The sequence below is a fragment of the Pseudoalteromonas sp. BSi20495 genome (genome assembly GCF_000241185.1).
Taxonomy (GTDB): domain Bacteria; phylum Pseudomonadota; class Gammaproteobacteria; order Enterobacterales; family Alteromonadaceae; genus Pseudoalteromonas; species Pseudoalteromonas fuliginea.
This window is the reverse complement of record NZ_BADY01000022.1, coordinates 1-15,263: the sequence shown is the minus strand read 5'-3', so window position 1 is coordinate 15,263 and position 15,263 is coordinate 1. Positions and strand designations below refer to the sequence as shown.

At 38.0% G+C, this 15,263-nt stretch carries 14 protein-coding genes and 1 pseudogene; 6 read left to right on the top strand and 9 right to left on the bottom strand.

Going from position 1 to position 15,263, the window contains the following annotated elements:
* From P20495_RS22385 to P20495_RS16780, 5 genes and pseudogenes are all read right to left on the bottom strand, one after another.
* Positions 1-127 (bottom strand): annotated as a pseudogene (locus P20495_RS22385) (glucose/galactose MFS transporter); the annotation flags it as partial.
* A gap of 290 nt (positions 128-417) precedes the next feature.
* Entirely contained in the window at positions 418-1,311 is an 894-nt protein-coding gene (locus P20495_RS16765; protein WP_007377606.1) for an ABC transporter substrate-binding protein, read from the bottom strand.
* A 364-nt stretch (positions 1,312-1,675) separates the two neighbouring features.
* Complete coding sequence (locus tag P20495_RS16770) at positions 1,676-2,188, bottom strand: RNA methyltransferase (protein WP_008134245.1); 513 nt, start codon at positions 2,186-2,188, stop codon at positions 1,676-1,678.
* Positions 2,188-2,700: a YcgN family cysteine cluster protein gene (locus P20495_RS16775; RefSeq protein ID WP_004334734.1), complete on the bottom strand. Its 513-nt coding sequence runs from the start codon at positions 2,698-2,700 to the stop codon at positions 2,188-2,190. Before P20495_RS16775 ends, P20495_RS16770 begins: the two co-directional genes overlap by 1 nt.
* Positions 2,701-2,797: 97 nt before the next feature.
* On the bottom strand, positions 2,798-4,639 hold the full coding sequence (locus P20495_RS16780) for a DUF885 family protein (protein ID WP_008134244.1): 1,842 nt from the start codon (positions 4,637-4,639) through the stop codon (positions 2,798-2,800).
* Between the two features lie 154 nt (positions 4,640-4,793).
* Between P20495_RS16780 and P20495_RS16785 the strand changes: the two genes are divergently transcribed.
* Together P20495_RS16785 and P20495_RS16790 are read left to right on the top strand one after the other, a co-directional pair.
* Positions 4,794-6,071, top strand: a complete 1,278-nt coding sequence (locus P20495_RS16785) for an amidohydrolase family protein (RefSeq protein WP_008134243.1) — start codon at positions 4,794-4,796, stop codon at positions 6,069-6,071.
* Positions 6,072-6,390: 319 nt separating this feature from the next.
* Complete coding sequence (locus P20495_RS16790; protein WP_008134242.1) at positions 6,391-8,808, top strand: TonB-dependent siderophore receptor; 2,418 nt, start codon at positions 6,391-6,393, stop codon at positions 8,806-8,808.
* 100 nt (positions 8,809-8,908) lie between these two features.
* Here P20495_RS16790 and adhP read toward each other — a convergent pair whose 3' ends face one another.
* A complete protein-coding gene (gene adhP / locus P20495_RS16795) occupies positions 8,909-9,919 on the bottom strand; it encodes an alcohol dehydrogenase AdhP (RefSeq protein WP_008134241.1) in 1,011 nt (336 codons plus the stop codon).
* A gap of 206 nt (positions 9,920-10,125) precedes the next feature.
* Between adhP and P20495_RS16800 the strand changes: the two genes are divergently transcribed.
* A complete protein-coding gene (locus P20495_RS16800; protein WP_033015088.1) occupies positions 10,126-10,671 on the top strand; it encodes a GbsR/MarR family transcriptional regulator in 546 nt (181 codons plus the stop codon).
* 40 nt (positions 10,672-10,711) lie between these two features.
* Here P20495_RS16800 and P20495_RS16805 read toward each other — a convergent pair whose 3' ends face one another.
* Positions 10,712-11,728, bottom strand: a complete 1,017-nt coding sequence (locus P20495_RS16805; protein ID WP_008134237.1) for a lytic transglycosylase domain-containing protein — start codon at positions 11,726-11,728, stop codon at positions 10,712-10,714.
* Positions 11,721-12,008, bottom strand: a complete 288-nt coding sequence (locus P20495_RS16810) for a YcgL domain-containing protein (protein WP_008134235.1) — start codon at positions 12,006-12,008, stop codon at positions 11,721-11,723. Before P20495_RS16810 ends, P20495_RS16805 begins: the two co-directional genes overlap by 8 nt.
* 155 nt (positions 12,009-12,163) lie before the next feature.
* Here P20495_RS16810 and minC point away from each other — a divergent pair, with 155 nt between their 5' ends.
* Genes minC through minE form a run of 3 tightly spaced genes read left to right on the top strand, consistent with a single transcriptional unit; the run spans position 12,164 to position 13,948 of the window.
* A complete protein-coding gene (minC, locus tag P20495_RS16815; protein ID WP_007377617.1) occupies positions 12,164-12,868 on the top strand; it encodes a septum site-determining protein MinC in 705 nt (234 codons plus the stop codon).
* A 5-nt stretch (positions 12,869-12,873) separates the two neighbouring features.
* Positions 12,874-13,683, top strand: coding sequence for a septum site-determining protein MinD (minD, locus tag P20495_RS16820; RefSeq protein ID WP_007377618.1), 810 nt, complete (start codon positions 12,874-12,876; stop codon positions 13,681-13,683).
* 1 nt (position 13,684) lies between these two features.
* Positions 13,685-13,948 carry a cell division topological specificity factor MinE gene (gene minE, locus P20495_RS16825; RefSeq protein WP_007377619.1) on the top strand — a complete coding sequence of 88 codons (264 nt, stop codon included), beginning with the start codon at positions 13,685-13,687 and terminating at the stop codon, positions 13,946-13,948.
* 155 nt (positions 13,949-14,103) lie between these two features.
* Here minE and rnd read toward each other — a convergent pair whose 3' ends face one another.
* The gene (gene rnd / locus P20495_RS16830) at positions 14,104-15,234 is read right to left on the bottom strand and encodes a ribonuclease D (RefSeq protein WP_008134231.1); all 1,131 of its coding nucleotides are present in this window, start codon (positions 15,232-15,234) and stop codon (positions 14,104-14,106) included.
* Between the last annotated feature and the right edge of the window lie 29 nt (positions 15,235-15,263).

Below are 15,263 nucleotides of genomic sequence, written 5' to 3'. Positions count from 1 at the left end.
TACATCATTTAATACCGTTATAAAACCCCATAAAAAATAGGGTTGTCATTGCAGTCAGCGGAAACAGATAATTTTTCTTTTGCTGTTCGTTGACCGAAAATGATTGTTTTGTATTTATTTCACTCACGTCGTTTTCACTCCATTAACAAATTGAAAACGATTTTACATGTTTATTTGTAAATAATACGCCACCCACTAGGAACGTTCCACCACAACGTTTATTGTAACTAACCTAAACTCTGGTCAAGAGATTTACTAATGTATTGAATCATGATTAAATTTATTTTCTCTAACCGGAGATTTCAGTGGAAACAAGGCGAATTTAGGCGTCAATAGCTGACCTATTGCAGTAACCCAACGCAGACAGCGCTGAAAATAGCTGCTCGAGATAGATTTGTTATTCACAGTTTAGGTTAACTAGTATCCACACTCAGAATTAAGGCTATCAATTAAACGTTGAGTTTCGCCGCTATTATTAAATTTATATAATCCCTTATTAATATCCTCCAAAACACCAAGCCAATTATGACTCAATTTACTTATTGCAAAATACAGAGGGTTATTTTGTAGTGGGATACTTTCTTCTTCGATTGAATTTAATAAAAATTGTTTTTGTGAATGACTTAACGATGAGTATTGAACTGAAAACTTTAACACTGTCGGATCGCCAATAATTAAATCAACTCTTTTCGCCACTAATAGCTGAACAAGCTGTAAGTCATCAACTGAATGCATTATTTGAAATTCATTATTGTCCATCATTGCATCAAACTCAGGCGTATTTTGATAGCCACGGACCACACCAATCCGTTGACCTTTGAGTGATTTCAAATTGCCAGAAAAGCGGTCAGCCTCATGCTTTCTTTTTAGAAACGCAATTTCGCCGCCTTTAAATGAATTTGATAAACCTAATAAGTCGCTGCGAGTTTTTCCTAATACATAATCAGAAGGTGCTGTGTCTTCAATAAAATATTCAGGCATTAAAATATCTGCTTTGCCTAACTCAACATTTCTTACCGCTCGTGCCCAAGGTAAAAATTCAATATGGACGCTATAACCTTGACTATTAAGTAGTGAAACTGCAAATTGGTACACCCACCCTTTATTACATAATTTATCACCAATGTATGGGGGCCAATCTAATGTCGCAATATGAAGCGTTTGTTTACTGTTATTTGCTTTATAGAGCGTCCCTGATTTATAAGGTTCACCGTGCAGCATAATATTATTACCGCTACTTTGATAAGTAATCGGTATTTCAGCAGCCGTCTCCGCAGTAAAGATCAAAAGGAGAATAAACAAAAATCGCATGGCATACCTATTAAAAAATAGTATTAATAGCAATAAGTGTAGGAGAAAATTTAACCTTGTGTGTTTATATTCTCTTTAATTAGCCTAATTAAAGAGTTAATAATGTTAAACACGACTTTACTTAATACTTACCAGCTTACTTAAATCATCGAAGCCAACTTCTACGCAAGTGAGATCAAGCAAGTGTAATTCGTTTACTCTATGTCCGAATCTTTTAAGCACAAATATATTAACTGCGGCATGCTGAATTAGGGTTATCATTTTTAAATAGGCAAAATAAACACCAACCTATTTAGATGTGGGGAAACTTAATTGATAAATTAATTCAAATACTTACGACAATTTACGTAAGAAAAAAGATGAGCTAATATTTCACCCATTTCATTTTATTGTTGGTATCACGTGAGCTTATAATTGTTGTATCGCTGCTCTCAACACCGCCTAATTTAGCTAAGCGGTCATACAAAACTACATTACAGGTTGCCGCTAAATTCATACAGCCAATAGTTGGAATATATACCACTTCATCACACCACTTTAGAACGTCTTTTGATACAGAACCATCTTCGGGCCCAAATACATAAAATGCATTTTCAGGATGTTTAAACTCAGGTAAAGGTGTTGCACCTTCGATAAGCTCAATAACCACAACCGTTGCGCCTTGTGGCTTTATTGCTTCTAAATTATCTGTTTCGGTTAAAGGAATACGCTCCACTACATTTTTTGTATCTGTATGGAATTTTTTGGCATTTAAGTAGCGATTGCCTGTAAAAAAAACTTGTTTAGCGTCATAACAGCCAGCTGCTCGCAATACACCGCCAACATTAGTCGGGCTTTTAGGATTGATTAAACCAATTACGGCTTGTTGTTTACTCATTAATCTACGTCCTTTGTTGGCCATTCTGCAATGTACAAATCAAAGTCGTCGAGCTTTACATCGCAATCTTTTACTGTTTTGTCTTTTACAGAAATACCTAGCTCATGCATCTTTGTTTTATCACCATTATTTAATAACGGATGCCAAGAAGCCAAACCACGACCTTCATGTAAACGACGGTAACTGCAGCTTTGTGGCATAAAAAAGATGTCTTTAAGGTTTTCTTTTGTGAGTTTTACACAAGAAGGAACAAGCGTTTGGCGGTTTTCATATTCGCTACAACCACAGGTGTTGTTATCGAGATACTGACATACAATATTAGTAAATATTAATTGCTCACCTTCGCGTAACTGATCGGTGGCGGTAAATTCGTCTTCATCTTCGCTATCAATAAACGTATTTAAACAACATTTTCCGCATCCATCACAAATGGCTTCCCATTCGTTTTGACTCATGTCGCTTAAGCTTTTTTTAAGCCAAAATTGTGTATTTGCTAATTGTTGATCAAACATAGTTTACTCGTGCCCCCTAAAGAGCGCGCATTCTACCGTATTGCTGTAAATGGCGCAAAGCCAATACCCTTTCAAAGTACTGGCTTTGCGCTACAAATTAGCTTTGAGATTTAACCCAACGCTTAATTTTTTCCTCTAGAATTGGCATTGGTAATGCACCATCAATTAATATTTGCGTGTGAAACGCTTTAATATCAAATTTATCACCCAGTTGTTTTTTAGAAAAATCACGTAACTCTTGAATTTTAAATTGCCCTAACTTGTAAGAAAGCGCTTGTCCTGGCCATGCAATATATCGCTCAACCTCTGCAACTACATCGCTCTTGGCCATAGACGAATTTGCAAGCATGTAATCTATACCTTGTTGACGCGTCCACCCTTTTGCATGAAAACCAGTATCAAGCACTAAACGCATTGCGCGTAATTGCTCATCCGATAAACGTCCATACCACATATAAGGGTCGGTAAATAAGCCTAGCTCTTTGCCTAAGCTTTCTGCGTAAAGCGCCCAACCTTCTGCGAACACGGTATAACCACCAAATTTACGAAAATCAGGTAAGCCCTCTATTTCTTGCTGAAGTGCTATTTGAAAGTGATGACCAGGGGCTGCTTCATGAATCGATAAAGTTTCGAGTAAAAATTTAGGCTGCGCTTTTAAGTTATAAGCATTGATATAAAAAATACCAGGGCGAGAGCCATCAGGCGCCGGAGATGCATAAGATGCACCAGCTGCCGACTGCGCTCTGTAGGCTTCAACTGCTTTAACAACGTAAGGTGCTTTGGGTGCTATGTTAAAAAGTAGAGGTAAACGCGCATCTATTTTTTTCTTAACGTTTTCATATGCCGCAATTAACTCCTCAGGCGTGTCGTAGTAAAATTCATCTGAATCACGTAAATGATCAAAAAATTCAGATAGCTCACCTTTAAAGCCTACGGTTTCTTTTACTTTTTTCATTTCGCTTAAAATGCGCGACACTTCACTTAAACCAATGTCATGAATTTCATCTGCAGATAAGCTAAGCGTTGTGTTTTTCTTAATTTGGTATTCGTACCATGCTTTACCGTTTGGTAAGTCACTGTAACCTACGCTTTCTCGACTATTAGGAATATACTGATTAGCTAAAAAGTCACTCATGCTTTTATAAGCCGGTACTAAGTGCTGCATAATCAATTGACGATACTGCGCTGTAATTTTTTGCTTTTGCTGTGCGCTAAACGATTCTGGTAATTTTTTAATTGGACCCCAAAATAGTGAATCTTCGGCATTTTTAACTACATGAGCTGCAAATTGTGGCTGTAATTTTTCAGCAAGTGGCTTTGGTAACGTAATACCTAGTTTAATGCCTTGCGCCATTGAACGCTCTACACTGGCAAGCCACTTTACAAAACCTTCGCTACGCGAGATAAAAGCGGTGTAATCTTCAACGGTATTGAACGGCTGAGCACTTTGACCAGAACCAAAACCTGCAAAGGTGTTATGCGCACCCGCCATTTGATTTATTGGTAGTAAATAATCAGGAAACTGCATGCCTTCTAATTTAAGTGCAAGGTCACGCTCTAATATTTCAAAACTTAAAAGCGATTGCCCTGTTAACTGTGCTTTATCAATAAAGTTTAAGCGCTGTTGATATTTTTTATAAAAAGCGGCTTTTTTAGCTCTATTTTCTTTTGAAATCACAGGCGTGAATTGATCGTTAAACTCATTACGACCATTGTACGTTGCGCTGATGGGGCTATATGTGAGCGATTCATCGTAATACTGTGCAACAAGTACATCGAGTTGTTGCTCTGCTGAAAGCTCTGAAACAATACCTGCAGATGCGTTAACTGTGTTTAACTGCGCACTGGTATTAGTGTGTGTACTAAGCTCAGTATTCATACAGCCACTTAAAGCAAACATAACGCCGCTGGCAACTAATGCTAATTTAATTGATTTCATGATAATCCTTTTTAATATCGTTTTTTAATTATGCGCATTAAACCGTGCTTAATAAAGAAATTACGATAGATTGCATTCATCGTATTAAATTTGCACTTTTATCTGAACTTGTTACATTTCTATTAATTCAAATATGATTTAAAAGAAAAATAAAATGAAAAAACAACTACTCAGCACCTCTATTGCCTTACTTTGCTTAACCACTTTTAATACCTATGCAGTTACATACCTATCAGCTAAAGCCATGGTCGATGTTAAAGATGGCAAGCTCATTAAATCCCCCTTAATTACTATTGATGATGGCGTGATCACTAATATTGAACAAAATAAAAAACCAACGCTTACTAAAGATGATAAACATATTCAACTCCCTGATTTAACCCTTATGCCAGGTTTAATGGATATGCATGTGCATTTAACGAGCGATCCTACGGTTCCACGCAGTGAACGTTTAGGCCAGTCAGTTCCTAGAATGGCGATTAAAGCGGCTCATTTTGCCAAAAAAACCTTAGAAGCTGGATTTACAACAGTACGTAATGTTGGCGCAGAAGGTTACAGCGTTATAGCCGTGCGTGACGGCATAAATGCGGGTGACATAGTTGGCCCTCGTATTTGGGCTGCAGGCCCATCACTCGGAATTACTGGCGGGCACTGTGATAACAACCGATTACCTCCTGAGCTTAAATATACTTCAAGTGGCGTCGCAGACGGTCCATGGGCTGCGCGTATAAAAGTACGCGAAAACATTAAATACGGGGCAAACGCTATTAAGTTTTGCGCCACAGGTGGAGTATTTTCAAAAGGGACTAAAGTAGGTGCACAGCAATATTCTTTTGAAGAAATGAAAGCCATTGTTGATGAAGCACATATGCGAGATTTACCAGTTGCAGCCCATGCACACGGTACAAGCGGGATTAAAACAGCCATTAAAGCAGGTGTTGATAGCGTAGAGCACGCCAGCTTTTTAGATGACGAGGCCATAGCGCTTGCCAAAAAGCACGGTACTTGGCTTTCTATGGATATTTATAATACCGAATACACGCTAACTTATGGCGAGCAAAACGGCGTAGACGAAGAAAATCTAAATAAAGAGCGCCAAGTGTCTAAAAGGCAGCGTGATAGTTTTAGCCGTGCTGTAAAAGCGGGTGTGAAAATGGTGTTCGGTACTGATGCAGCAATTTACCCGCACGGAGATAATGCAAAACAGTTTAGCCGCATGGTTGAGTTTGGCATGACAGAGCTGCAAGCAATCCAAGCATCAACGATTAATAGCGCGAAACTATTAAAAGTGGATGATCAGTTAGGACAAATTAAAGCAGGCTTTGCCGCAGATATAATTGCCGTTAAAGGCAATCCATTAACAAACATATCCCTTTTAGAGCAAATCCCTTTTGTTATGAAAGCAGGTGTTGTGTATAGAGCTAAAAAATAATACCGAGCTTTGGGTAAAGCCGCTATTTTCAGCGCTAACTGTGTTGAACTTACTTACCATAGGCAACAAAACCTAATAAAAGGCTGAATAATTAAAACTCAGCCTTAATTATTTTTTAACATATACATTTTCTATTTTACCAAACTGCTCCCAAACTAAATGTTAACAAATTTGCATTAATGTTTATAAAAAATCACTTAAAGCTCAAATATAAAGCAATCAACTCTATTAAATAAAAATTATTGAATTTTTTATTCACTTTAAAAACAATAACCATTATCATTCGCGCAAATAGTTAAATGCGAATAATTATCACCCCATGAAAAAATTTAAATACTCACTACTTACTCTTGCATGCTTAAATGCACAGGCAGCTATTGCAGTTACCACAGCGGAAGAAGACATTGAACGTATAAGCGTATACGAAAAACAAAACCGCGTGGTTATGAGTTCAGGACTTGCGACTAAATCTGACATGTCATTAATGGAAACGCCAGCACCGGTTGTGATTATTGACCGAGAACTCATTGAATCCCAAGGCGTTGATAATTTACAAGATTTAGTTAGAAACGTAAGTGGCTTAACACAAGCTGGAAACAACTACGGCATTGGTGATAATTTAATCGTTCGTGGTTTAGGCGCTAACTACACCTACGATGGCATGTATGGTGGTGCAGGACTTGGCAACACATTTAACCCTACGCGTTCGTTGACCAATGTGGACTCTGTCGAAATATTAAAAGGCCCTGCAACGGGTTTATACGGTATGGGCAGTGCCGGTGGCGTCATCAATTTAATAGAAAAAAAACCTGAGTTTAACGAAAATCACAAAGTGGCTGTCGAGCTTGGTCAGTGGGATAGTTATGCACTGTCTGTTGATAGCACAAATGCGATTACCGATGATTTAGCGTACCGTGTTGTTGCTAAAACAGCATCAAGCAATGGCTTTCGTGATTTAAAAGAAAACCGTGATGAAATTTTTACGTCATTAAAATATGTATTTAGTGATAAGCAAAACATCATGCTTTCAGCTGCGTACATTAAAGATGCGATTGCGGTTGACTCTATCGGTCACCCTATTCGTATATTCAACTCTGCGTCGGTAAATGGTTTAACAGCAGGAGAAGTAACTGGTGCCGATTTAGTAAATGATGCCACATCAGCAGGTTTACAACTCAATGAATCACAACGCGACCAATTAGCAAGTTCGTTATCCGCATCAGATGGCTTAACGCCTTATAGCTTTGGCACAAACGGTATTATTTCACCGATGGCTAAAGATAACGAAGGTGAAGAACTACGTTTTAAATTAACGCATAACTATTACATTACCGACGATTTGTTTTTAAATCAGCAGTTACAATATCGTAATTACACATCAAGTTTTGCACGCCAAACAGGTGCTTATAACTATGTATATTGGGATCGTAGAGGGGTAATTAATCAAGATCCAAGAGCCCCATTAGTGGTTGACGATGTACTTTACCCTTTTGCAGCTCGTCGCCAAGAATATCGTCAAGTTGAAGCGGATGAAAAGTCGTGGCAATATTTTGCTGATTTACGCTATGACTTTATGTTGGGCAGCGTAGACAATGAGCTACTTTTAAACGCAAATTATGAAGATCGTGATATTCGCTTTGAGCAATATTCAATTTACGATAAAGACTATATTATTAGAGATAAAAACAAAGCGATTAGTTACCAGGGTAAGCTTCCGTACATTTTTGATATTAGAAACCCAAACTGGCCAACGGGTAACTTTGAAGATTACGACCCACTTAAAACAAGTAATTACAATAAAAAAGTACAAGCATGGGGCTTAGGTATTCAACATGTAGCGTATATAAATGATCAATTTACTACGCGTATAGGTGCGGCTTATAACCAAATTAAACAAAGCTATGAACACCTTGGCGTTGATGCGCGTTATAGACAGAGCCTTGCAGCTCCTAAGCCTAAAGCGAATACCTCTGACGGAGGTTTGACGTATAATTTAGGCGCAACATATCAACCCAATGAAGACCTATCTATTTTTGTCAACCACTCTAAAGGCCGCACGGCTTATAGTGTTTTAGGCACAGTGACAGGTAACGAAGCCGACCGAAAAGATTCTGAATCATTAAGTAATGATTTAGGGGTTCGTTTCAAGGCATTTGATGATCAATTACTTGCCTCAGTTGTTATATTTGAAAGCGCTCGTACAAACCTACAATACAGTAACCCACTGTATGAAGCTGGCGTATCAGCCCCGAATGTCAGCGAAAACTTTTTTGACGGTAAAGAAGAGACCAAAGGTATTGAGCTTGATTTAAACGCGTACTTAAACGATAAGTGGAAAATCAACTTAAACAGTGTTTACCAAGATGCCCGTGACAAAAAGAATCCAAATAGCAGCAGCTACGATACACGTCAAAAAGGCGTACCGTATGTAACAGCAAGTACATGGGTGACTTACTACGCAAATATGTTTGACTTACCTCAAGCGATAAATATTAGCGGCGGTGTGTCATATGTTGCGCAGCGTAGCACTAACTCAACATCATTTGGTATTCCTGATGGTTATGTACCAAGTTACACGCTTTACGATACCGCTGTTTCGTACACTACAGACAAATGGCATATACAATTAAACCTAAATAACCTGTTTAATAAAAAGTATTATTCAAAAGCAATGTTTCTAGGTGGTATGCCAGGGGAAGAGCGCAATGCGAAGCTAAGCTTTAGTTACACACTTTAATAGTTTAAACAATTAAAAAGCACGGTATTCTAATTCAGACACCGTGCTTTTTTGTATGTAAAAAGACTTATACCAATCTGCTTATATATGGGGTCTAATATTAAATCGTAACTACTATGCGACCATTAATCTCACCTTTGAGCATATCGTCAAAAATTTCGTTAATGTCCTCTAAGCGCTTTTCTTCAATAATTGCTTTTACTTTACCTTGAGCAGCAAATTCTAAACATTCTTGCAAATCTTTACGTGTACCAACAATAGAGCCCACTACTGACACGCCATTGAGCACTGTATCAAAAATAGGAAGTGGCATATCCTCTGGAGGTAATCCCACTAATACACATTTACCGCCACGGCGTACACTTTTATAAGCTTGTTCAAACCCTGCTTTAGAGACCGCAGTACACACAACACCATGCGCGCCACCTACTTGTTCGAAAATAGCGTCGCTCGGAACCACCTCTTTAAAATCGAGTGTTATATCGGCACCGAGTTCTTTAGCAAGCGCGAGTTTTTCTTTGCCGGTATCAACGGCTATAACGTTAAAGCCCATCGCTTTGGCATATTGCACAGCTAAATGCCCAAGCCCGCCCACACCAACAATAGCAACCCATTGGCCAGGTTTCGCATCTGATACTTTTAATGCTTTATAGGTTGTAACACCTGCACAAAATAATGGAGCGGCCTCAGAAAATCCTAACCCCTCTGGTATTTTTACAACGTAATCGCCATGGGCCAAGCAATACTCTGCATAACTACCATCAATAGAATAACCAGTATTGTGCTGCGATAAGCACAGTGTTTCTTTACCATCTAAACAAAACTCACAATGCCCACATGCACTGTATAACCAAGGAATACCCACTCTATCGCCAACTTTAAGGTGTTTTATGTTACTGCCTAGCTTTTCAATAACACCAACCCCTTCATGCCCTGGTACTAGTGGCATTTTGGGTTTTACAGGCCAATCACCATGACAGGCATGTAAATCAGTATGGCAAACACCACAGGCTGCTATTTTTACTAGTACATCGTTAGTTCCAACTTCAGGAATTGGCAGGTCAGTAATTTCTAATTTACCTTTATATTCATTATTTATTGCAGCTTTCATAATCATTCCATCGTATGTAAGAAGTCGTAAGTTAAAAAAGTATTTTCGTCAGGTTATTTAAATAACATAACCTAATATAGGCGGATACAAGTTAATCTAAATCAAACTTTAGTAGCGAAAAACAAATTTTACACTGCGTAAGATCTTGCTATCCAAAATCAGCGTGCTAGCATTTACTTTCTGAAATTATTGAAAGTTAATAAGCTATGAGTTTATCCGAAAAGAATTTTGCCTTTGTAATGCATTGTGGTGAGATGGGCAGCCGCTGGGGATTCAATCGTACCATCGGACAAATGTGTGGTTTGCTGATTATTACTAAAAACCCAATGACAGCCAATGAGATTGCAGATGCGCTTAGTATTTCTCGCGGTAATGTAAGTATGGGTATTAAAGAGCTGCAATCGTGGCAGTTAATTAAGGTGCAACATATACCTGGAGATCGAAAAGAATACTACGCCCCTGCAGGTGAGATTTGGGATATGGCTAATCGTGTTTTCGAAGAACGAAAAAAACGAGAAATAGAGCCAACGCTTACACTTCTACGCGATAACTTACTAGATGAAGCCAGTAATGACGATGAACTTTACGCGCAAAAACAAATGGGGGAAATTCACAACCTACTTGAAACCGTCACTAAATGGTCATCAGAGCTGCAACGTTTAACGCCAGAGCAACTTAATAAGCTGATGAAGCTAGGTTCTGGAATTGGTAAAGTTATTGACCTAAAAGATAAGATATTCAAAAAAGAATAAAGCCGCTATTGCGGCTTTATTTATAGGTATATTTCAAAAATTAGATTTTTGGATAACCAATTCTATCCGACAAGTAACCTACGCTAGTAGCAAAGTAATACGAGCGATTCCAATGCATAAACACTTTGTAGTTATCGTACGCTAAATACATACGACCATTTATGTCATCAGGCATAACCAGCGCAGCACGTACGTCTACATTAGGTAAATCAGAACCATCAGCTTTACGGACACCCAGTGCTTGCCAATCAGCTAATGAGCGCTCTGAGTCGTTCCAATATTCTAACCACTGCTTGCGTGTTTTTGTTCCACGAACTAAAACATATTTACTATCAAAATTTTCAGGTAACTGAACTTGGCGACCCCAAGTAAGTGAGTCATTCCAACCCTCTTGCTTTAAATAATTAGCAATTGAAGCAAATGCATCTTCCTTTGTAGTCCAAATATCTTTGCGGCCATCGTTGTTGTAATCAACCGCGTAGGCATTAAATGAAGTAGGCATAAATTGTGTTTGCCCCATTGCGCCTGCCCATGAGCCTTTAAATTTATCAAGCGTTATGTGACCTGATTTTAAAATATCCAGTGCAGCCCAAAGCTGGCGTTTATAAAGTGCTTCTCGGCGTCCATCAAAAGCAAGCGTCACTAATGATGAAATAACGTTATGACCACCTTGTATAGTGCCAAAGTTACTTTCAAGTCCCCAAAGCGCGACTATAAAGCGTGATTGTACGCCAAACTCTTTCGCTACTTTTTCAAGTACCTCTTTGTTTTCTGCGTAAAGCTTACGTGCGCGGTCAATTTTCCATTGTGGTACACGTTTTGGTAAATACGTTTCAAGGGTTTCTTTTACTTCTGGCTGGTTTTTGTCAGCCGAAACCACTTTTTCTTTATACGTTGCTGTTGCAAACGCATCGTCAATAAGTTTGGCCTCATAACCTTTTGCAATAGCTTCTTGCTTTAAATTAGCTAAATAATCTTGAAAATCAGCCTGAGTTTTTGCAATCACAGGTGAGCTTAAACATACACCACATAATATAACGATAAGTTTTTTAATCACTATCGACTCCATTGTCTTTTCGTAATTGGCTTAGCAAATTTTGCTCAGGTGGTGGAATTTGTAAGTAGTAGCCTTTATCAGGGTTTGATAACGCTGCTTTTACAGTTTCTAAATCTGCCCCACCTAAATGCTCACGTTTTGCTAAATTGATGATCATCACATAAACAGGTTGACCAAACATAGTCATCAAAGGTTCCGGAACTTTACTAAAATCATCTCTTTTTTCAACAAATAAGAACGTATCCGCTTTTTTCTTACTTTTATATACTGCAGTGAGCATTATGGCCCTATAAATTCTTGCTTAACAATGCCGCACACTATAACATGAGAGTAATAATAAGTTAGAAAAATTAGATTAGAAATTTCATTAAAGGCCTTATTCAGCCTATGTTTATCTAAGATTAATTTCTGATCAGACAATTCAATTGAGCGTGTATGTCGGACCAAATTTTTGAGTTAAAAGGGAATCTTTTTACGTTATCAGTTTTGCATCTCTATACTACTGATATAAACCTTTTAGCAGAACAACTGTATATAAAAATAGCCCAAGCACCTAAGTTTTTTGAGGGTGCACCTATTGTTGTTAACTTAATTGAGATAAAAAATAGTTCACTCGATTTTGTTCACTTAAAATCATTAATCGAGCGGATGAGTTTTAATGCTGTTGGTGTGTGTAATGGTTCTGATGAACAACACATAGATGCGAAAGCTGCTGGGCTCTCTGTTTTAAATTATTCACAAGACGTTAAGAGTGAACCTGTTAAACAGGAAACTAATACGTCTATCATTGAAAAAAATGTAATTTTACCAGCACAAATTATCAATGGTGCTGTACGTTCGGGACAGCAAGTTTATGCAAAAGACAGAGACCTAATTGTGTTAGGTGCTGTAAGTCATGGCGCCGAAGTTATTGCCGATGGTAATGTGCATATATACGGAACTCTTCGCGGGCGGGCTATCGCCGGTGCAAAAGGATTAAAAAATGCACATATATTCTGCCAAAAATTAGAGGCAGAGCTTGTTTCCATTAATGGTAATTATTGGATCAGTGATTCACTCCAAGGTGAGCATTGGGGAAACGCCGTGCAAATACAACAAAAAAATGAATCATTAGAAATTTCAGCTTTGGTTAAAGGATAAATCTCATGGCAAAAGTAATTGTCGTTACCTCAGGTAAAGGCGGTGTTGGAAAAACAACATCAAGTGCTGCAATCGGCACAGGCTTAGCACTAAAAGGCTATAAAACTGTTATTATAGATTTTGATATTGGTTTACGTAACCTAGATTTAATTATGGGTTGTGAACGCCGTGTGGTTTATGACTTTGTAAACGTAATCAACGGTGAAGCAAAACTTAATCAGGCGCTTATTAAAGACAAGCGTGTTGATAAATTGTTTTTACTCCCTGCATCGCAAACGCGTGATAAAGACGCATTAACACGTGAAGGTGTTGAACGCGTACTAAACGAATTAAAAGAAGACTTTGATTACATTGTTTGTGACTCGCCAGCTGGTATTGAAGCCGGTGCAATGATGGCAATGTATTTTGCTGACGAAGCAATTGTAACAACTAATCCAGAAGTGTCGTCAGTTCGAGATTCGGATCGTATTTTAGGTATTTTACACAGCAAATCGAAACGTGCTGAAGAAGGCCTAGAAAACATTAAAGAACACTTACTATTAACACGCTACAATCCTGATCGAGTTGCTAAAGGTGAAATGTTATCAGTCGAAGACGTACAAGACATTTTAGCTATTGATTTATTAGGTGTTATTCCAGAATCTCAAGCGGTACTAAGTGCATCTAACTCAGGTCAGCCCGTTATATTAGACAGTGAGTCTGACGCTGGGCAAGCTTATGCTGATGCTATTAACCGCTTACTCGGTGAAACCGTCGATTTTCGCTTCTTAGATGTAGAGAAAAAAGGCTTATTTAAACGGATTTTTGGAGGTTAACGTGTCTTTACTTGACTACTTCCGCTCAGAAAAGAAAAACAGTGCGTCATTAGCAAAAGAGCGATTGCAGATCATTGTCGCGCACGAGCGTTCTCAACGAGGAACGCCGGATTACTTACCACAATTAAAACAAGATATTTTAGATGTGATCCGTAAATACGTGAACGTAAGTAGCGATGCGGTACAAGTTCAATTCGATCAAAACGAAGATGATCTAGCTGTTCTTGAGCTAAACGTTACGTTACCTGATGAAGAAAAGAAGTAAATATAAAGTGGGCGCTTAAAGCGCCCATTTTATTTATATCTGCTTTGTAATAGCGGCTCTAAATACCTATGCTTTGATCCTCTGCGCTGAACTAAAAGTTTTTCACCATGCAAATCAACAGATAAATGTCACACAATTAAAGGGTATATTTAATCTTAAGTATCCCACTCTTTTAGCACATCTTGAACATATGAATAACGCCAAGAGCTAAGTAAGTCAGGCTTTATATGACTCTTTTTTTGCTCATTAGTAAGCTTCCAATTCCAACTGATCAATTGATTAATTTGCTTTTTAGAAGCCATAACGTCTTCTGGTATATTGTGCTCTTTAGCTACTTTGGTGATTTTTTGCTTTATATCTTTAGCAACTTTTTTGTAAGTAGGAAAATCAATTAAGCGCTTAAGTACTTCGGGGTGCTCGCTCTCAGGTATTGCTTTAGCTGCTTCAATACATTTTAGTACCTCAACACCAGAACGATTAACTTCTATAGCTTCAACACCAGGAATTTGACGAAGAGCATTTAGACTAGAAGGGCCACGTTTTGCAATTTCAGTCATGTTATGTTCTTTTAAAACAAAATTAAGCGCTAAATTTTTTCTAATTGCTTTATTTCGTCGCCATACAGCAAGCTCTTTTAATACAGCCAGCTCATGTGGTTTAAGTTGCCATGCATTTTTAATATCTTTATATAAAAGCTCATCGGGTGTTTGAAACGCACGTTTATTAGCAATTAATTCGCTTTCATTAATAACAATATCAAATAAATCAGCTGCTTTAATACGCTCAATAATTAATTTAAAACACGGCAGCAAATGAAATGTGTCAGCTGCTGCATAATCAAGTTGTTTAGTCGTTAACGGACGTTGCAACCAATTAGTACGCGATTCACTTTTATCTATTTCAATACCCAGCAGCTCTTTTACCATAAGCGCAAAACCCATACAGTTGCCTTCACCTAGCAATTGCAGTGCAAATTGTGTATCAAATAACGGCGCAGGGACAAAGCCTGCGTATTTTTGAAATACTTCAATATCCTCTGAAGGTGAGTGTAATACTTTTAGTACGGTGGGGTCTTTTAATATTTGCCAAAAATCAAACAAAGAAAGTTCAGCCAGTGGATCAATCAAAGCTAAATGCTCGCCATCAAATACTTGGATAAGTGCAACTTCTGGATACAAAGTGCGACGACGCATAAACTCGGTATCAATAGCTAAAATAGGCTTGTTTTTGATTTGTTCAACAAAAGTGTTCAGTTGATTTTGTGTTTCGATTAATTGATATTGCACTTAGTCTCCTACAATAAAAAAGACGCGTA